Here is an 18,827-nt window from a genome sequence, read left to right on the forward strand (position 1 = left end):
AAGGTGGCACAAGGGGCCGGGTCAGACCATCTCGATCCGCAGCGCCACCGGCGGTTCCGCGATGACGTCGAAGCCCGCCATTTGGGCCAGCGCGTCGTCGAGGGCGGCGCGGGTGGTCTTGTGGGTCACGATGAGCACGGGGGCCGTGGTCTTGTCATGGCGCACCTGCCGCATCCGGTTGATCGACACGCCCGCCTCGCCCAGGGCGGTCGCCACCTTGGCGAGCGCGCCGGGCTTGTCCTCGAGCGTGAGGCGCAGGTAGTAGGCGGCGGGTGTCACGGCCTTGGCGGGTTTCGCCTGCGCGAGACTCGAGGCCGGGATGCCGAAGGTGGGGATGCGCAACCCGCGCGCGATATCCATGACGTCGCCCATGACGGCGCTGGCCGTCGGGCCCTCGCCGGCGCCGGGGCCACGCAGGACGATCTGCTCGACGGAGTCGCCTTCGAGCACGCACATGTTGGTGCCGCCCTCGAGCTGTCCCAGCGGGCTTTCGGCCGGGACGAGGCAGGGTGACATGCGTTGCTCGAGCCCGCGGCCGGTCATCTGGCAGACCCCGAGCAGCTTGATCCGGAAGCCCAGGTCGGCGGCGTGATGGATGTCGCCGATGGTGATCTGTTCGATCCCCTCGAGCTCGACCGCGTCGAAATCGACCTGCGTGCCGAAGGCGATCGAGGCCAGGAGCGCGAGCTTGTGGCCCGCGTCGATGCCGCCTACGTCGAGGGTCGGATCGGCCTCGAGATAGCCCAGCTGGTTGGCCTCCTCGAAAACCTCGGCATAGGGCAGGCCGGCCGATTGCATGCGGGTGAGGATGTAGTTGCAGGTGCCGTTCATCACACCCATGACGCGCGTGATCTCGTTGCCCGCGAGGCCTTCGGTCAGGGCCTTGATGACGGGGATGCCGCCCGCGACGGCGGCCTCGAAGCGGATGACCGAGCCTGCGTCCTCGGCGGCGAGGGCGAGGGCATGGCCGTGATGGGCGAGAAGCGCCTTGTTCGCAGTGACCACGTCCTTGCCGGCGGCGATGGCCGCCTCGGTCGCCGCCTTGGCGGGGCCGTCGCTGCCGCCCATGAGCTCGACGAAAACGTCCACGTCGTCGCGGCGGGCGAGGGTGACGGGATCGTCCTCCCACGCGTAGTGCGAGAGGTTCACGCCACGGTCCTTGTCGCGCGAGCGGGCGCAGACGGCGGTGATCTCGACCGGGCGGCCGGCGCGGGCGGCAAGGAGGTTGGCCTTCTGCCGCACGATCTTGACGACGCCGGCGCCGACCGTGCCCAATCCGGCGATCCCGAGGCGCAAAGGCTGGCTCATTTCATCTCTCCCATGTCGCGTGTCCATGGCGATGTAACGGGTAACGAAAGGCCGCGCAACGCGGGTTTTCCGCCGTGGCGGGAGGTTCAGGGCTGCACGCCCCGGCGCATGCGTTCGCGGGTGGCCGGGTCGATCACGCTGCGCCGCTGGAGCGCGGCGGCACGGGCCTTGAGGCGGGCCGCGCGGGTGTCGAGGTCCCGGGCCGAGGCAGGGTCGAGCGAGGGCGCATCCATCCTTGCCTTGAGCGTGTCGAGGGGCACGAGCGCGGGGTAGTCGGCGGCGCGGGCGGTGTCGCTGATCGAGGCGTCGACCTCGGGGAACTGGGTGCAGGCCGCGAGCGAGAGCGCGAGCGCCGGAAGGAGCGGACGGGAGAGGCGCATGCGGAGCCTTCGGACGGGGTGCGACATGCGGACACAATGCCACCGATCCCGCGGGCGGGGCAAGCGGCACTTGATCTGAACGCCCGTTCAGTTAAACCCGTGCCATGGCACGGACCCAGGGCTCGTATTCCGACATTACCGGACCGCGCGTGCGCGCGGCCGCGCGACATCTGTTCGCGCGACACGGATTCGCGGCGGTGTCGATGCGGCGCATCGCGGGCGAGGTCGGTGTGCAGGCCGGCGCACTTTACAATTACACGCCCGACAAGCAGAGCCTCCTCTACGAGATTATGCAGGAACATATGGAGGATCTGTTAACGGCGCGTGAGGCCCTGCCGGCCATGCCGGATGCGGCCGCCGCGCTGGAGCAGTTCACGCGGTTTCACATCCGCTTTCACTCGGGCCGCCCCGAGGAGGTGTTCATCGCCTACATGGAACTGCGCAACCTGACCCCCGAGAATTTCGCGCGTATCGAGGAGATGCGACGGACCTACGAGGGTCAGCTCGAAGCCATCCTGCGGCAGGGCGTGGCGGAGGGGGCGTTCCGTGTCGCGGAGCCCAAGGTCGCGACCATGGCACTCATCGCGATGATGACGGGCGTGAACACCTGGTTTCGCGAGGAGGGGCGGCTGAGCCTCGGCGAGGTCGAGGAGATCTACTGGGACATGGTGCGCCGCGCCGTGGCGGCGTGAGCAGGCGGGCAGGATGCCCGGCTAGCGGCGGTCGAGATGTCGCAAACGGACCTGCGAGGTGGGGCCGGAGGCGGCAAGACTGGTCCTCGGGACAGGGAGGGACCGAACATGCATGTGGGATTCATCGGGCTCGGCAACGTGGGCGGCAAGCTCGCCGGGAGCCTTCTGCGCAACGGGATCGCGGTCAGCGTCCACGATCTCAACGCCGATCTGACAGGGGCATTCGAGGCACGGGGCGCCGGGGCGGGCGGCGATCCGGCCGCCATGATGCGGGGCTGTGACGCCGTCATCACCTGCCTGCCCAGCCCCGCGGCGAGCGATGCGGTGATGCGCGAGATGCTGCCCGAGGTCACAGATGGCAAGGTCTGGATGGAGATGTCCACCACCGACGAGGCCGAGGTCAAACGCCTGGGCGCGGAGGTGATCGCTCGGGGTGGCGCGGCGGTGGATTGCCCGGTCTCGGGCGGGTGCCACCGGGCGGACACTGGCAATATCAGCATCTTCGCGGGCTGCGACCGGGACACGTTCGAGCGTGTGCTGCCGCTCCTGACGGTCATGGGGCGGCGCGTGCTGCATACCGGCGCGTTGGGAAGTGCGAGCGTTCTCAAGGTATTGACGAACTATCTTGCGACCGCGAACCTCGTCAGTTGCGCCGAGGCGCTGACGGTGGCCAAGGGGGCGGGCATGGATCTCGCCACGGCCTACGAGGCCATCCGCATCAGCTCGGGAACCTCTTTCGTCCACGAAACCGAGAGCCAGGTGATCCTGAACGGAAGCCGGGACATCAGCTTCACGATGGACCTCGTGGCCAAGGATATCGGACTTTTCCAGGAGGTTGCGGACCGCGCCGGGGTGCCGCTCGAACTCAATCCGCTCCTCGTCTCGATCTTTCGCGACGGGATCGCACGTTATGGCCCGCGCGAGCTGTCGCCCAACATCATCCGCCGCCTCGAGGAGGCGACGGGGCTCGATATCACGGCGCCCGGCTTTCCCGCCGAGATGGTGGATGACGAGCCGGAGGCGCCGGGTGCGGAGGTCGTGGCCCGGCGGTGAGGCGAAGCCCTTTGCGTCCCGCCGCTTTCGCGATAAGGGGGGCCGCGAGGGAGGGCTGCGCGCATGGATGACACTGTCCTGATGCGGATCGAAGCATCGCCGCCGCGGCGTGTCTTCGCGCTCGTGGTGCTGCTTTCCCTGGCTTTCCTACTGGTTTACCTGGGGATGAAGGGCGCGGGGCAACCCCTTGTCGTGCAGGCGTTTCTCGTGGTCTTGGCGCTTGGTGCGCTGTACCTGGCGCAGCGGCTCTGGCGCGCGACGGGCGAGGCGATCGAGCTTGTCGCGGGCGGCTTGCGCACCGGCGGGGGCGAATGGATCGCCGAGATGGACGAGATCGAGCGGCTCGACCGGGGCACCTTCGCGTTCAAGCCGTCGAACGGGTTCATCGTCATCCTGCTGACATCGCGGCCGGCACGCTGGCGGCCCGGCATGTGGTGGCGCCTGGGCCGCCGGGTGGGCGTGGGCGGTGTCACCTCGGCGGGTCAGTCGAAGGCCATGGCCGAGATCATCGCGGCGCGGATCGCGGCGCGCGAGGGTTAACGCGGCGCGCGGCGCGTCGGTGGGGCGGGTGCCGCGACTCGGCCGGCGCGGCGTTGGTTAACAGGGAAAAGAGGCCGATTTCCGACGTCGGTATCCACGTCGGTATCCACGTCGGTATCGTGTCGGTGCGAAACGCGCGAACGCCCCGCGTTAACGGGGCGTTCGGTGCAGATCGGGGTGGAAAGGTTAACTGTCCCAGACGATCTGGGGCGCGAAGCGGGGGCTCGTGAAGATGCCGCTTGCGACCTCGAAGCCGCCGTCGAAGCCCACGTCGAACATCGGCTGGTAATCCGCGCCCCACTCGACGAGGATGAGCTCCTCCCCGTCGGCCATGCCGGGCAGGGAGGCGTGATCGCTTGCCACGTCCTCGGTCTTGAGCGCGGTCATGTTGCCGGTGCCGCGCACCTCGGACCACACGATGGAATACTTGTCGCTGTCCTCGTCGAACTTGATGATCGAGACACGAAGCTGCGTGGGCGCGTTGTCGTTCACGATCGTGTCGAAAAGGGTCTTGGTGTTGTCGATGTAGTTGTCATCCACCGGCGCCATTTCGCGCGAGATCATGTCGGCGATGGTGTAGCTCGCCTTGTCACGCGCGCTCTTGTAGCGGTGGACCTCGAAGAATTCGTAGGTCACGCCGATCACCAGGAAGAGGATCGGCAGGGTCAACACGGCCTCGACCGTGACGGTGCCGGATTGATCGCGCGAGAAGGCACGAAGGCGGGTCCTGAGCGTTTCAAACAGAGACATCAGAGCGGCTCCTGCACGAAGGCGGTTGTGGACTGGATCGCGATCTGACCCGAGCTGTCGCGGTCAAGCGCCCGCGCGAGATCCCACTTGGGGAAGATCGGGTCGTACTTGAGGCAGGCCCGGAGCATCATCAGCTCGTTCTGCTGACCGGGCACGAAGGCCTTGACCGGCTTGCTGGGCGCGGCCTTGTCGGAACAATCGACATTGCCGTCGAGCGTGACGAAGGCGCGGATGTCCTTGGGCACCATCTCGAGCTTGAGGCTGTTGCTGCAATCCGAGATCAGGAGCGCGTTGTCGCAGATGATCTGCTTGATCTGGCTGTGCTGCGGCGCGGTGCCGGTCCCGAGGCGCAATTCGCGCACGGCGATGTCGAGACCGCGTTCGAGCATGGTGTGCCGCAGGGTGATCATGCTGAGTTCGAGCGACATGATCAGCAGCGCGAAATAGACCGGGAAGAGGATCATGAACTCGACGGAGGAGTTGCCGTCTTCGTCGCGCCGGAAGCGGGTGAGAAATGTGCGGAGACCGGTCATCATTCTGTCAACCTCAGGTTCACCACGTTCGAGGCAATCGAGCTGAACGCGTCGTTGATGTTCACGCCCTCGGCCCGGTAGTAGTGGGCGAGCGACGAGGCGCAGTCCTTCAGGCCCGCCTCGGCGGTGCCGCCCTTGGAGATCTCGAAGCCGATCGTGTAGACGACGACGCCGTTGTCCTTGGTGGCCTTGCAGATGTTGGACATGCGGCTGTCCTTCTCCGACCCGCTCACGCGGCCCGTGCCTTCGAATTCCACGTCCTCGGGGACACCGAATCCGGTCTCGTCGTTGAGGAAATCCGGGCTCATCAGGCCCCAGGCCTCTTCCCAGGAGTAGTTGTAGGTCGAGACGTAGCCGGGGAGCCAGCTGTCGAGGTTCTCGAACTGCCAGACGGTCAGTTCGTCGTCGGTGGTCGTGCTGTCATACTCGTGGTCGTCGTCATCGTAGACATAAAACGCTTCCTTGGTCTCGGACGAGTAGACGCATTCCCAGTTCTTCTTGCTGCACTTGCTTTCGCTGTCAGAATACCAGTGGCGATACTTGTGGTAGGCGTACTGGAACTCCTCGACCGTGTAGACGATCTTGTGCAGGTAGGAATTCGGCCCGCGGAAGGTGCTGTCGAAGGGGAATTCGTTGGAATAGGTGTTCTTGCCGTCGCCCATCATCACGATGACCTTCAGGGTCTCGGCCTCGTTGTACTGGGCGGGAACGGCCGACGTGTAGGTGTCGTCGTCCTTCTTGCCGTCCAGTGCTTTCTTCACGCTCTTGAACTTCGGATCGAGCAGCGCCGCGCCCCATTTCATGCCGGTGTTGCCCGAGGTGTTGCCGCTGGCGACGAGGGTGTCGATCTTGGTGTGAAGCGCGGTCTCGTTGGACGAGTAGGCCAGGATCTCGGCGTATTCGTCGGTGTAGCAGGTCCGGTTGGAATATTGCAGGTTGTTGAACCCGTAATGGTCCTGGGCGGTGTAGATGAGTTGCGTCTGCTGCACCTCCGGGTCGATGGCGGCGCTGTTGAAGTCGCTTGCGCGGAATTGCAGGCAGGTCGAGTAGTTCTGACGCACGTCCACATTGAGCGACTCGAAGATCTCCGGGCCGGGCGCCACGTCCCAGCTGAACGGGATGATCGAAACGGTGGTGTTGCCGGGTTCGGACGAGTTCAGGATCGTGGTCACGAATTTCTTGGCCGCGGCCTGGAGGTTCGAGAGCTTGTTGTTGTTGCCCATGGAGCCCGAGACGTCGAGCACCAGCGCGACCTCGAGCTTGGGCACCCGGCGCTCGGCGGTCGATGTGCCCTTGGCCTCGAGCTTCTTCACGCCCGAGAGCTTCATCAGGTAGGTGTCGAGCGTCATCGACGCGTTCGCGGTGACCTTCGACGCGTTGGCGGAGGAGGCGATGTCGCCCTCGACCTCGTCGTCGAGATACTGGCGCATGCCGGCGGTCTCGAAGTAATCCTCGACGATCTTGCGTCCGTCGGAGCCGAAGGGAGAGCCCGCCGCGGCCAGCACGGCGGCGTCGAGCGTCTGCTGGATGCGCGCGCGCTCCATCTCGTAGCGCATCATGTCGATGGCGAGACCGGCGGCGGCGATCATGATCAGGAAGAAGAAGAGCGACATGACGGTCACGGTCCCGTCCTCGTCCCGTCCGAAGGCGCGGGCGCGGTCGAACACGCGCTGGAACGCGCTTGGCCGGGGCGGCGCGAAGGGATCGCGATCCGGGGAAATGAGTGTACGCAATGTCATTTTCGATACCTCGCAAGACCGGAACTGGTCAGCCCGAATCGGAATTCGGCAAAGCGGTTTTTCGCCGATATATGTGGCGGAAATAGGGCCAAAACCCCCAATATTTTAAGGAAAACAGGGTGATTAGGGGACAGTCAGCAGTGCCGGGCGGAGATTGTCGACGGGGGGTTGACAATGAGACGCCGAGCGCGGGGCGCGGGCGTGCGGCCGGCAATTACTGGACAAAAGATCGCCGACCATTAACGATGCGCAAAGGGATCGGGGCGTCGCACGGGCGGCGCCCCGGCGAAACTTGGGAGGACCCTCATGACCACAGCCAAAGAGCCGACTTTTCGCGAGAGCGTGGACCTCATGTTCAACCGGGCGGTGTCGCTCATGGACCTCCCGCCGGGGCTTGAGGAGAAGATCCGCGTCTGCAACGCGACCTACACGGTTCGGTTCGGCGTGCGGCTGAGGGGGCAGATCCATACCTTCACCGGCTATCGCAGCGTCCATTCGGAACACATGGAGCCCGTGAAGGGCGGAATCCGCTATGCCATGGGCGTGAACCAGGACGAGGTGGAGGCGCTTGCGGCGCTGATGACCTACAAATGCGCGCTGGTCGAGGCGCCGTTCGGCGGCTCGAAAGGCGGGCTCAGGATCGACCCGCGGGAGTGGGACGAGCACGAGCTGGAGCGGATCACGCGGCGGTTCACGCATGAACTGGTCAAGCGCGACCTCATCCACCCGTCCCAGAACGTGCCCGCGCCCGACATGGGCACGGGCGAGCGCGAGATGGCGTGGATCGCCGACCAGTACAAGCGGATGCACACCACGGACATCAACGCGCGCGCCTGCGTCACCGGCAAGCCGATCAACGCGGGCGGCATCCAGGGCCGCACCGAGGCGACGGGGCGCGGGGTGCAATACGCGCTCCAGGAGTTCTTCCGCCATCCCGAGGACGTGAAGGCGGCCCGGCTCGATGGCAAGCTCGACGGCAAGCGCGTCATCGTGCAGGGCCTGGGCAACGTGGGCTACCACGCCGCGAAGTTCCTGAGCGAGGAGGATGGCTGCAAGATCATCGCGGTGATCGAACGTGACGGCGCGCTCATCGACGAGAACGGTTTCGACATCGAGGCGTTGCGCAACTGGATCAGCAAGCATGGCGGTGTCGACGGATACCCAAGGGGGAAATACGTCAGGGACGGCGCCAAGGTGCTCGAGCATGACTGCGACATCCTGATCCCGGCGGCGCTGGAGGGGGTGATCAACCTCTCGAACGCGGCCCGCATCAAGGCCCCGCTCGTCATCGAGGCCGCGAACGGGCCGGTGACGGCGGGTGCCGACGAGATCCTGCGCGAAAAGGGCTGCGTGATCATCCCCGACATGTATGCCAACGCGGGCGGTGTGACGGTCAGCTATTTCGAGTGGGTCAAGAACCTCAGCCATATCCGCTTCGGCCGCATGGGGCGCAGGCAGGAGGAATCGCGCCACCAGCTCATCGTGGACGAGCTGGAGCGACTGAGCGCGGATCAGAACCTCGGCTGGACCCTGACGCCGGGCTTCAAGCAGCAATATCTGAAGGGTGCCGGCGAACTCGAACTCGTGCGCTCGGGCCTCGACGACACGATGCGCGCGGCCTACCAGTCGATGCGCGAGGTCTGGCACGCGCGCGAGGACGTGACCGACCTGCGCACCGCGGCCTATCTCGTCTCGATCGACAAGGTCGCGGCGAGCTATCGCGCGGCGGGTCTGTAAGGCGGGCGCGAGCCGGGGCGATGGGCTTACCTTCCGCGCGGCCGCAGCGCGCGGAAGGGGGCGGCGCGGGGGACGCGGTCGAGAGAAAATTCGTGCGAACCTTCCCGTGCCTCCGCCGGGGATATTTGCGGCAAGATAAAGGCGCCGTGCGCGCGAAAGCCTTGGCCTTGGGGCGATCGTCGCCCATATAGTGACGCATGAGTCTGCCACCCGGGTTCCTTGACGAATTGCGCACCCGCACCTCGATCGCGCAGGTGGTCGGGCGCAAGGTCTCGTGGGACGCGCGCAAGTCGAACCAGGGCAAGGGCGACATGTGGGCGCCGTGCCCCTTCCACCAGGAAAAGACCGCGAGCTTTCACGTCGACGACAAGAAGGGCTATTACTACTGCTTCGGCTGTCACGCGAAGGGCGATGCGATCAGCTTCGTGCGCGAGACCGAGAACGTGGAATTCATGGAGGCGGTGCGCATTCTCGCCCAGGAGGTCGGGATGCCGATCCCCGAGCGCGATCCGCGCGCGCAGGAGAAGGCCGACCGGATCTCGGACCTGACCGAGGTCATGGAGGCCGCCGTCCGGTTTTTCCGCATGAGTCTGCGCGCGGCGGCGGGGGCGGAAGCACGGGCCTATCTCGAGCGGCGGGGTCTGAGCGAGGCGACGCAGGACACGTTCGAGATCGGCTTCGCACCCCCCGGCTGGCAGGGGCTGTGGGATCATCTTTCGGAGAAGGGCGTGGCGCCTGACAGGATCCTGGATTGCGGATTGGCGCGGGAAAGCCAGAAGGGCGGGAAACCCTACGACGTCTTTCGCAACCGCATCATGTTTCCCATCCGGGACCCGAGGGGACGGTGCATCGCCTTCGGCGGGCGCGCGATGGACCCCGAGGACAACGCGAAATATCTCAACTCGCCGGAGACCGCGCTCTTCGACAAGAGCCGGGTGCTTTACAACCTGGGCCGTGCGCGGGAGGCCGCGGGCAGGGGCGAGGCGCTGGTGGTGGCCGAGGGCTACATGGATGTGATCGCCATGGCGCAGGCCGGGATCGGCGCGGCAGTGGCACCCCTCGGGACGGCGGTGACCGGGGAGCAGCTTGGCCTGCTCTGGCGCGTGGCGGACGAGCCGGTGATGGCGCTCGACGGGGATCGCGCGGGCGTGCAGGCGGCCTATCGCGTGATCGACACGGCGCTGCCGATGATCGAGGCCGGCAAGTCCTTGCGCTTCGCGCTCATGCCCGAGGGGCAGGACCCCGACGACCTGATCCGCGCCTCGGGTGTGGCGGCGCTGCGCGAGCGCATCGAGGGGGCGTTGCCGATGGTCGAGCTTTTGTGGCAGCGCGAGACCGAGGGGCGCAGTTTCGACAGCCCCGAGCGGAAGGCCGCGCTGGACCAGGCGTTGCGCGAGGTGATCGGCCGTATCCGCGACCCGTCGATCCGGGGCCATTACGGGCAGGCGATCCGGGAATTGCGCTGGCAGCTGTTCGCGCCGAAACGCGCGGCGCGGAGCGGCGGCGGCAGGTGGCAGCCGCCGCAGGCGCCGCGACCGGGAACCAAGGCCTCGGCGCTGGCCGCTGCGGACACGGCGACGCAGGAGCGCCTGCGCGAGGCGGTGATCCTCGCGGCGCTGGCCGCGACGCCCGAGGTGGCGGTGGAATTCGACGGCGCGCTCGAACGGCTCGACTGTCGCGACGGGCTGCATGCGCGGTTGCGCGACGTGATCCTGCGCCATGCGGGTGACGGGCCGGATGCCCTGCGCGAGAAGGCGGAGGCGGCGATCGGACGGGAGGCCCTTGAAAACCTCATGCGCCTGCCCCATGTCGCGCTCAACCCCGCCATCAGACGGCCCGGCGATCCCGATCTCGCCCGCATGACGGTGGCCGAGGAACTGGCCAAGATCAGCGCGCTGAAGGGGATCGCCGAAGAGATTTCGGACGCGATAGAGGACCTGGGAGGCGTGGCCGACGAGGCGCTGACATGGCGGCTGGGACAGGCGGCGGAGGCGCGCAACCGGGCGCTGCGCAGCCAGCAGGAGGACAAGACGGAATACGATACCGCCGACAACGGGGCGCGAATCAACCGTGACGAGCGCCACGCGTTTGACGCGCTTCTGGACAGGATTACTTTCTCCAAACCCCGCAGGTAGAGACTCATCTGCCGCTCTGGTGAGGAAATGGTAAACGAATCAAGGTAAACGGGTTGCGAATCACTCACTCACAAGGATGATTCGCCTTTACGCGAATCACGCGACGCGCCCCAGCTGAGGAGCTTTACATGGCCGCCAAGGACACCGACGAGCACAAGTCCGACGACCAGGATGCCGAAATCTCGCTCGACATGAGCCAGGCCGCGATCAAGAAGATGATCGGGGAGGCGCGCGAAAAGGGATACATCACCTACGATCAGCTCAACCAGGTGCTGCCTCCCGACCAGGTCTCGTCCGAACAGATCGAGGACGTGATGTCGATGCTTTCGGAAATGGGCATCAACATCATCGAGGCCGAGGACGTCGAGGAGGAGGAGCAGAAGGTCACCGCCGTTGCCGAGATCGGCAAGAAGGGCGAGGTGGCGCTCGGTTCGGGCAAGGAAGAGAAACTCGACCGCACCGACGACCCGGTGCGCATGTACCTGCGCGAGATGGGATCGGTCGAACTTCTGAGCCGCGAGGGCGAGATCGCCATCGCGAAGCGGATCGAGGCCGGGCGCAACACGATGATCGCGGGCCTGTGCGAGAGCCCGCTGACCTTCCAGGCGATCACCATCTGGCGCGACGAATTGCTGGGCGAGGATATCCTGCTGCGCGACGTGATCGACCTCGAGACCACCTTCGGCAACCAGATGGGCGAAGGCGAGGACGGCGTGGATCCGTCGGTCGTCGCGGCCAACGTGTCGGAGGCGCCGGCGCCCAAGAAGGGCGATGACGGCCAGGAGCTTGACGCGGACGGCAACCCGATCAGCACCGACGATGACGACGACGAGGACGAGCAGGCCAACATGAGCCTCGCGGCGATGGAAGCCGCGCTGAAGCCGCGCGTGCTCGAGACGCTGGACCGGATCGCCGCGGATTACGAGAAGCTGAGCGCGATGCAGGACAGCCGCATCTCGGCCACGCTCAACGAGGACGGGTCGTTTTCGGAGAAGCAGGAGGCGACCTACCAGAAGCTCCGCTCCGAGATCGTGGAACTGGTGAACGAGTTGCACCTGCACAACAACCGGATCGAGGCGTTGATCGACCAGCTTTACGGCATCAACCAGCGGATCATGGCCATCGACAGCGCGATGGTGAAGCTCGCCGACCAGGCCCGGATCAACCGGCGCGAGTTCATCGACGCCTATCGCGGGCGCGAGCTTGATCCCAACTGGCTCGAGGACATGGGCGAGAAGGCCGGGCGCGGTTGGCAGATGTTCATGGAGCGCAGCCCCGAGAAAGTGGCCGAGCTTCGTGCCGACATGGCGCAGGTCGGGCAATATGTGGGGCTCGATATCAGCGAGTTCCGCCGCATCGTGGGCCAGGTCCAGAAGGGCGAGCAGGAGGCGCGGCTTGCCAAGAAGGAAATGGTCGAGGCGAACCTGCGGCTCGTGATCTCGATCGCCAAGAAATACACCAACCGCGGCCTGCAGTTCCTCGACCTGATCCAGGAGGGCAATATCGGCCTGATGAAGGCGGTGGACAAGTTCGAGTATCGCCGCGGCTACAAGTTCTCGACCTACGCGACGTGGTGGATCCGGCAGGCGATCACGCGCTCGATCGCGGATCAGGCGCGGACGATCCGCATCCCGGTCCACATGATCGAGACGATCAACAAGCTGGTGCGCACGGGTCGCCAGATGCTGCACGAGATCGGTCGCGAACCGACGCCCGAGGAACTGGCCGAGAAGTTGCAGATGCCGCTCGAGAAGGTGCGCAAGGTGATGAAGATCGCCAAGGAGCCCATCAGCCTCGAGACGCCCATCGGCGACGAAGAGGACAGCCAGCTTGGCGATTTCATCGAGGACAAGAACGCGGTCCTGCCGCTCGATTCAGCCATTCAGGACAACCTGAAGGAAACCACCACGCGGGTGCTTTCGAGCCTCACGCCGCGCGAGGAGCGGGTGTTGAGGATGCGGTTCGGGATCGGGATGAACACCGACCACACGCTCGAGGAAGTGGGCCAGCAGTTCAGCGTGACGCGCGAGCGTATCCGGCAGATCGAAGCGAAGGCGCTGCGGAAGCTCAAGCATCCGTCGCGGTCGCGCAAGCTGCGGAGTTTCCTGGATCAGTGAGAGGTGCCGGGTTGATGCCCGGCCTTTGGAAAGCGAGACGCCGGGCGCGAGGCCCGGCGTTTTTCGTTCTGGTCAGTCGTCCAGGACGAAGGTGACGGCGAGGTTGACGCGATAGTGTTTCACCTTTCCGTCCGCGACATCGACATTCTGGTCCTTGACCCACGCGCTGGTCATGCCGCGCAGCGTCTTGGACGCGCGTTCGATGCCTTGTTTCACCGCGTCGTCGAAGCTTTTTTCCGACGTGGCGGAAATCTCGGTCACTCGTGCAACTGTCATCGTGTCCTCCTTTCGGGTTGGAACGGAAGACCAACGGGCGGCGGGCCGGGTCTGTTCCGAGGTCAGGGCATGAAGCGGGCCGCCACGAGCATCCAGAGGGGCAGGGTCGCCGCGCTGAGGAGCGTGGACTGCGCGATGAGCGTGGCCACCAGCCGCCGGTCGGCGCCGAAACCGGCGGCAAGGACATGCGCGGCCGAGGCGGTGGGCAGGGCCGCGAAGGCGATGAGGATCGGGACGAGCGGGTCGTGCAGGCCGAAGGTCCAGGCCACGAGCGCCACGAGGAGCGGCAGCGCGATGAGCTTGGTGGCGACGATATGGCCAGAGAAAAGGTCGAGCCGCCCGAGCGCGCGCCAGTCGAGCGTCGCGCCGATGGAGATGAGCGCGACGGGGATCGCGGCGGCGGCCAGCATCTCGACCGGCGCGAGGATGGGCGCGGGGATGGTGAGGCCCGAAAGCCCCACCGCGACGCCCGAGAGCGAGGCGAGCAGGAACGGGTTGAGGGCGATGCGCCCCAGGGCCGCGCCGAGTGTGAGACCCGTGCCGCGCGAGAGGGCCGCCACGGCAAACACGTTGGCCATGGGAATGGCAAGGCCGATGGTCACGGAAAAGAGCGAGATATCCGCACCGGGCAGCGCGCCGACGACCACGAATCCCAGCGCCGTGTTGAAGCGCCACGCGGTCTGCCAGCCGCCGGCGAAATCGAGGAAGCGCGCGGGCCCGCGTGGCCGGGCGAGCCAGCCGAGGAGGAGCCCCGCGAGCAGGATCGACCAGACGAGCGGCCCGACGATCAGGAGGTCGGCGGGATCAATGGGCCGGCTGGCCGCCGCGGTGAAGATGAGCGCCGGGAAGAGGATCTCGAAATTGAGCCGGTCCAGCCCCTGCCACGCGGTCTCGGAGAGGCGCCCGCTCAGCGCGCCACCGAGGATCACGAGAAGGAAGCTGGGCAGGAGGCCCGTGAGGATCGGCTCGATCATGGCCTCTGTCTTGGGCGAACCGGCGGAGGGGGGCAAGTCCGAATCGCGGCTGGCAGATCGGGGGAAGTGTGGCGCGATGCAGACAGCGCGCGGGCCCAACGCGCGTGGGGGCTGGACGCGCGGCGGCGTTAGGGTATGGTCCGTTTCGATAATCAACGACGGGGGACCAGCCATGTTCAAGGCTCGGACAGGAATGATTTTGGCGGCGGTGTTGGCGGTAGGTGCCTGCGCGGAGCCGATGAACGGCGCGAGCGACACCGGTGTGATCCAGCCGCTGCCCGAAGAGGTGGCCCGGATCGCAGCGCCGAACCAGGACCTGGCCTCGGCCCGGCTTCTCGACGACGGATGCTACTGGTACAGCTACTCGGGCCCGGTGGAGACCACGCTCCTGCCGCTGCGCGCGCGGGGTGGCGGCCAGATCTGCGGCGGCACGCGGGCCGCGATCTGACACGTAGCCGTCGCTGGAACCCGGCCGGCGTCGTGGGCTGCCGGGCGTTCGTGCTGGGCATCGAGGGCGGAGAAAAGAAAAACCCCCGGTCCGCGAGATGGCGGGCCGGGGGTTTCCTTTCGTCTCATGCGCGGTTCCGCGCGCGGCGTCAGCTCGTGTAGGTGACGCGCTTGGGATAGAGCGTGGCGGTCGAGCCGGTCGCCACATGCGGGTAGAGGCCGTTGATATGGGCCATGACCATCCGCACGCATCCCGAGCTTGCCTGACTGCCGATCGAGCCGGGGTTGGGCGTGCCGTGGATGCGAAGATAGGTGTCGCGGCTTCCCTTGTAGAGATAGAAGGCGCGTGAGCCGAGCGGGTTCTGCGGCCCCGGCGCCATGCCGTTTTCGTGCTGCTTGTACTTGTGCGGCTCGCGCTTGATCATCGCCTTGGTGGGCGTCCAGCTTGGCCACTTCTTCTTGACGCGGATCGTGTAGGTGCCGGGGATGTAGAGATCGCCCTTGCCGATCGCCACGCCATAGCGCATGGCCGTGCCGTCAGGCTGGATGTGGTAGATGTAGCGCGCCACCGCATCCACATGGATGCTGCCGGGCGTGAGGCCCGGATTGGCCTCGACTCGCGCGGGCAGGAAGCGGGGGTGCAGACCCCAGGGGTTCGATGTGGCCGGATCATAGTCCAGCGGAGTGACTTGCGCGTCCCATGCGGCCCATTTCTGGGATTGAGTGGCCGCCTCGGCGGAGGTGGGCAGCGAAATGGCCTGAGACGAGAAGAGCGCAGCGCTCGTCACGATGAAATGGCGTCGTGTCAACATGATGTCGGGCTCCTTGCAGCTTTGGAACCGGAACGCGCGTGCAGCCTGTTCCGTTCCATCCCGGTCTTGTGTCGCGGCAGCGCGACCCGATGACATTTACGCGAGGAAAAGCGCGTTGCCTAGCGCGAGTGCCGTGCCGCGCGATGAAGATCGCGTGAGGTGGGCGCCGGTGCCACACCCCGCGCGCCGGGTGCGCGGTCTCAGCTTGCGCGACGGATGCCCATGACGCGCGCGCGGGCGCGCGGATCGCTGTCGAAGAGCGCGGCGAGCTGTTCGGTCATGGCGCCTGCCAGTTGCTCGACATCCGTGATCGTCACCGCACGGTCATAGTAGCGCGTCACGTCATGGCCGATGCCGATGGCCAGAAGCTCGACCTGCTTGCGGCGCTCGACCATGGCGATCACGTCGCGCAGGTGTTTCTCGAGGTAGTTGGCGGGGTTGACCGAGAGGGTGCTGTCATCGACGGGGGCGCCATCGGAGATCACCATGAGGATCTTGCGCGCCTCGCGGCGGGCGACCATGCGGCGATGCGCCCATTCCAGCGCCTCGCCGTCGATATTCTCCTTGAGCAGCCCTTCCTTCATCATCAGCCCGAGATTGGTGCGGGTCCGCCGCATCGGCGCATCGGCGGCCTTGTAGATGATGTGGCGCAGGTCGTTGAGGCGGCCCGGAAGCTGTGGCCGGCCATCGTTGAGCCATGCCTCGCGCGATTGTCCGCCCTTCCAGGCGCGGGTCGTGAAGCCCAGCACCTCGACCTTCACGTCGCAGCGCTCGAGCGTGCGGGCCAGGACGTCGGCGCAGATCGCGGCGATCGAGATGGGGCGCCCGCGCATCGAGCCGGAATTGTCGAGAAGCAGCGTCACCACGGTATCGCGGAACTCCATGTCCTTCTCGACCTTGAAGCTGAGCGGGGTCGTGGGGTTGGCCACCACCCGCGCAAGGCGGCCCGCGTCGAGCACGCCTTCCTCCTTGTCGAACTCCCAGGAGCGGTTCTGCTGTGCCTGGAGCCTGCGCTGAAGCTTGTTGGCGAGGCGCGAGACGGCCCCCTTGAGCGGCTCGAGCTGCTGGTCCAGATAGGCGCGGAGCCGTTCGAGCTCGGCCGGCTCGGCCAGGTCCTCGGCGGCGACTTCCTCGTCGAAGCGGGTGGTGTAGACCGCGTAGGTCGGGTCGGCCTCCGACGGCGGCGGCGGGGGCGGTGGCTCCATCGCGGCCTCGTCATGGGGCAGGTCGGTCTCGTTCTCGGAGTCCTCGTCGGGCATCTCCTCCATCGAGACCTGCGCCTGGGACTCGTCCTGCGTGTCCTCCTGGCTTTGTTCGGGGTCCGCGTCGGCGTCGTCGCTCTGGTCCTGGTCGCCCTGGCTGTCGGGCTCTTCCTGGTCCTCGTCGTTCTGCTCGGCCTGGTCCTCCTGCTCGTCGTCCTCGGCGTCGGGATCGTCGCCCAACTGGTCGCCGTAGCCCAGGTCGTCGATGACCTGCCGCGCGAAGCGGGCGAAGGCGGATTGGTCGGCGAGCTTGGCCTGCAGATCCTCGAGCGTGCCGCCCGCCTCGGTCTCGATGAAGGGGCGCCAGAGGTTCATCACGTTGGCCGCAGACTCGGGGAGGTCGCGCCCGGTGGCGAGGTGGCGGATGAGGTATCCGGCGGCGGCGGGGAGGGGCGCCTCGGAGGCGTCGGTGATCTGGTCGAAACCGCGGCGCCGCGCCTCGGTGTCGATCTTGACGTCGATATTCGACGCGGTGCCGGGCATGGTGCGGGCGCCCACGGCCTCGCAGCGGGCGGTTTCCATCGCCTCGTAGAGCTCGAGCGCCATCTGGCCGGGAGGGGCGTATTTCGCGTGCGTGCCGGCGTCGTGATACTTGTGCCGCAGCGCCAGCGCGTCCGCGGTGCCGCGCGCCATCAGAACCTCGTCGCGGCTCATGCGGCGCGACACCTGCGGCAGGCGCACGCTGTCGCCCGAGATGCCGGAGGGATCGACCGAGTAGCTGACCGTCAGGTCGGTGTCGTCGGCCATGACCTTGGTGGCTTCGGCGAGGGCCTTCTTGAACGGGTCGGCGGGGTTGTCGTCGCGTTTCTTCATGGCAGTGAATGTGGGTCAGGGGGCAGGGGGAGGCAAGCGGTTAATGAGCTATTGAGATGCGAGAGGTGGGCGCGCGGTCGCCGGTCCGCGGGGTGGCGGTCCGACGGCCGTGCCATGGCGTTTCATCGTGGCAAAGCTACTCCGACATTCTGGCGGAGTGTTCCCGTCAACCAGATCGCCAGTCCGTCCGGGCGGCCCGGCGATCGCGCGGCGGCCTGCGGCCTTGCTTCCGCGCGGGGTGAACAACTCCGCGCGAGGGGAGCTGACTCACCCCAAGCTCAGGCTCGCAGCACTTTCCGGCAGTTCCTCGTCGAAGCAGCGCTGGTAGAACTCGGCCACGGTCTGCCGCTCGAGTTCGTCGCACTTGTTGAGGAACGTCAGGCGGAAGGCATAGCCCACGTCGCGGAAGATATGGGCGTTCTGCGCCCAGTTGATCACGGTGCGGGGGCTCATGACGGTGGACAGCTCGCCATTCATGAAGGCGGTGCGCGTGAGATCGGCGACGGTGACCATCTGGCTCACGATCTGGCGGCCCTTGGCGGTGTTGAAAAGCGGGTTCTTGGCCAGCACGATATTGGTCTCGGCATCGTGGCTGAGATAGTTGAGCGTCGCCACGAGGCTCCAGCGGTCCATCTGCGCCTGGTTGATCTGTTGCGTGCCGTGATAGAGGCCCGTCGTGTCGCCGAGGCCCACCGTGTTCGCCGTGGCGAAGAGACGGAAATAGGGGTGGGGCGTGATGATCTCGTTCTGGTCGAGCAGCGTGAGCTTGCCGTCATGCTCGAGCACGCGCTGGATGACGAACATCACGTCCGCGCGGCCGGCGTCATACTCGTCGAAGACGATGGCCACGGGGTTGCGCAGCGCCCAGGGCAGGATGCCCTCGTGGAACTCGGTCACCTGGACCCCGTCGCGCAGCTTGATCGCGTCCTTGCCGATCAGGTCGATGCGGCTGATGTGGCTGTCGAGGTTGACGCGCACGCAAGGCCAGTTGAGCCGCGCGGCCACCTGTTCGATATGCGTCGATTTGCCCGTGCCGTGATAGCCCTGCACCATCACGCGGCGGTTGTGCGAGAAACCCGCGAGGATGGCGAGGGTCGTGTCGGGGTCGAACTTGTAGGTCGAGTCGATCTCCGGCACCCGCTCGGTGCGGTCGGCGAAGGCCTTCACTTCCATGTCGGTGTCGATGCCGAACACGTCGCGCACCGAAAGCTCTTCGGTCGGTTTCGCGTTCATGTCGGTGTGTCCGTCGGCCATGGTCG

17 protein-coding genes are annotated in these 18,827 nt (G+C 66.4%); 7 read left to right on the forward strand and 10 right to left on the reverse strand.

The features are described 5' to 3' along the window. Nucleotides 1-21: 21 nt before the first annotated feature. Together K1T73_RS07200 and K1T73_RS07205 are read right to left on the reverse strand one after the other, a co-directional pair. Nucleotides 22-1,308 (reverse strand): homoserine dehydrogenase, encoded by a 1,287-nt coding sequence (locus tag K1T73_RS07200; protein WP_220603250.1) that lies wholly within the window; start codon nucleotides 1,306-1,308, stop codon nucleotides 22-24. A gap of 86 nt (nucleotides 1,309-1,394) precedes the next feature. Then, nucleotides 1,395-1,688 carry a hypothetical protein gene (locus K1T73_RS07205; protein WP_220603251.1) on the reverse strand — a complete coding sequence of 98 codons (294 nt, stop codon included), beginning with the start codon at nucleotides 1,686-1,688 and terminating at the stop codon, nucleotides 1,395-1,397. Nucleotides 1,689-1,792: 104 nt separating this feature from the next. Between K1T73_RS07205 and K1T73_RS07210 the strand changes: the two genes are divergently transcribed. The 3 genes from K1T73_RS07210 to K1T73_RS07220 all read left to right on the forward strand — a co-directional run bounded on the left by K1T73_RS07210 (nucleotide 1,793) and on the right by K1T73_RS07220 (nucleotide 3,973). Continuing rightward, nucleotides 1,793-2,380, forward strand: a complete 588-nt coding sequence (locus K1T73_RS07210; RefSeq protein WP_220603252.1) for a TetR/AcrR family transcriptional regulator — start codon at nucleotides 1,793-1,795, stop codon at nucleotides 2,378-2,380. Nucleotides 2,381-2,488: 108 nt separating this feature from the next. Beyond that, complete coding sequence (locus K1T73_RS07215; RefSeq protein ID WP_220603253.1) at nucleotides 2,489-3,433, forward strand: NAD(P)-dependent oxidoreductase; 945 nt, start codon at nucleotides 2,489-2,491, stop codon at nucleotides 3,431-3,433. Between the two features lie 63 nt (nucleotides 3,434-3,496). Further along, the gene (locus K1T73_RS07220; RefSeq protein ID WP_220603254.1) at nucleotides 3,497-3,973 is read left to right on the forward strand and encodes a hypothetical protein; all 477 of its coding nucleotides are present in this window, start codon (nucleotides 3,497-3,499) and stop codon (nucleotides 3,971-3,973) included. Nucleotides 3,974-4,159: 186 nt separating this feature from the next. On the opposite strand, the gene K1T73_RS07225 is transcribed toward K1T73_RS07220, so the two are convergent. Genes K1T73_RS07225 through K1T73_RS07235 form a run of 3 tightly spaced genes read right to left on the reverse strand, consistent with a single transcriptional unit; the run spans nucleotide 4,160 to nucleotide 6,995 of the window. Beyond that, a complete protein-coding gene (locus tag K1T73_RS07225; protein WP_220603255.1) occupies nucleotides 4,160-4,723 on the reverse strand; it encodes a TadE/TadG family type IV pilus assembly protein in 564 nt (187 codons plus the stop codon). Then, nucleotides 4,723-5,259 (reverse strand): TadE/TadG family type IV pilus assembly protein, encoded by a 537-nt coding sequence (locus K1T73_RS07230; RefSeq protein WP_220603256.1) that lies wholly within the window; start codon nucleotides 5,257-5,259, stop codon nucleotides 4,723-4,725. Before K1T73_RS07230 ends, K1T73_RS07225 begins: the two co-directional genes overlap by 1 nt. Beyond that, nucleotides 5,256-6,995 (reverse strand): pilus assembly protein TadG-related protein, encoded by a 1,740-nt coding sequence (locus tag K1T73_RS07235; protein WP_259400488.1) that lies wholly within the window; start codon nucleotides 6,993-6,995, stop codon nucleotides 5,256-5,258. The genes K1T73_RS07230 and K1T73_RS07235 overlap by 4 nt, the downstream gene beginning before the upstream one ends. Nucleotides 6,996-7,301: 306 nt before the next feature. On the opposite strand from K1T73_RS07235, the gene K1T73_RS07240 reads away from it, so the two are divergent. From K1T73_RS07240 to rpoD, 3 genes are all read left to right on the forward strand, one after another. Beyond that, a complete protein-coding gene (locus K1T73_RS07240) occupies nucleotides 7,302-8,732 on the forward strand; it encodes a Glu/Leu/Phe/Val dehydrogenase (RefSeq protein WP_220603257.1) in 1,431 nt (476 codons plus the stop codon). 197 nt (nucleotides 8,733-8,929) lie between these two features. After that, nucleotides 8,930-10,867: a DNA primase gene (gene dnaG, locus K1T73_RS07245; protein ID WP_220603258.1), complete on the forward strand. Its 1,938-nt coding sequence runs from the start codon at nucleotides 8,930-8,932 to the stop codon at nucleotides 10,865-10,867. Between the two features lie 128 nt (nucleotides 10,868-10,995). After that, on the forward strand, nucleotides 10,996-12,984 hold the full coding sequence (gene rpoD, locus K1T73_RS07250) for an RNA polymerase sigma factor RpoD (protein ID WP_220603259.1): 1,989 nt from the start codon (nucleotides 10,996-10,998) through the stop codon (nucleotides 12,982-12,984). Nucleotides 12,985-13,056: 72 nt separating this feature from the next. Here the strand turns inward: rpoD and K1T73_RS07255 are convergent, their stop codons facing one another. Beyond that, nucleotides 13,057-13,260 carry a dodecin family protein gene (locus tag K1T73_RS07255; RefSeq protein WP_220603260.1) on the reverse strand — a complete coding sequence of 68 codons (204 nt, stop codon included), beginning with the start codon at nucleotides 13,258-13,260 and terminating at the stop codon, nucleotides 13,057-13,059. 62 nt (nucleotides 13,261-13,322) lie between these two features. Beyond that, a complete protein-coding gene (locus K1T73_RS07260; protein WP_220603261.1) occupies nucleotides 13,323-14,234 on the reverse strand; it encodes an AEC family transporter in 912 nt (303 codons plus the stop codon). 193 nt (nucleotides 14,235-14,427) lie between these two features. On the opposite strand from K1T73_RS07260, the gene K1T73_RS07265 reads away from it, so the two are divergent. After that, nucleotides 14,428-14,682: a hypothetical protein gene (locus K1T73_RS07265; RefSeq protein ID WP_259400489.1), complete on the forward strand. Its 255-nt coding sequence runs from the start codon at nucleotides 14,428-14,430 to the stop codon at nucleotides 14,680-14,682. 148 nt (nucleotides 14,683-14,830) lie between these two features. Here the strand turns inward: K1T73_RS07265 and K1T73_RS07270 are convergent, their stop codons facing one another. From K1T73_RS07270 to cobS, 3 genes are all read right to left on the reverse strand, one after another. After that, the gene (locus K1T73_RS07270; protein ID WP_220603263.1) at nucleotides 14,831-15,493 is read right to left on the reverse strand and encodes a L,D-transpeptidase; all 663 of its coding nucleotides are present in this window, start codon (nucleotides 15,491-15,493) and stop codon (nucleotides 14,831-14,833) included. 200 nt (nucleotides 15,494-15,693) lie between these two features. Further along, a complete protein-coding gene (cobT, locus tag K1T73_RS07275; RefSeq protein ID WP_220603264.1) occupies nucleotides 15,694-17,568 on the reverse strand; it encodes a cobaltochelatase subunit CobT in 1,875 nt (624 codons plus the stop codon). A gap of 267 nt (nucleotides 17,569-17,835) precedes the next feature. Then, on the reverse strand, nucleotides 17,836-18,822 hold the full coding sequence (cobS, locus tag K1T73_RS07280; RefSeq protein WP_220603265.1) for a cobaltochelatase subunit CobS: 987 nt from the start codon (nucleotides 18,820-18,822) through the stop codon (nucleotides 17,836-17,838). Nucleotides 18,823-18,827: the final 5 nt, after the last annotated feature.

The organism is Roseovarius sp. SCSIO 43702, from assembly GCF_019599045.1.
Classification (GTDB): Bacteria; Pseudomonadota; Alphaproteobacteria; order Rhodobacterales; family Rhodobacteraceae; genus Roseovarius.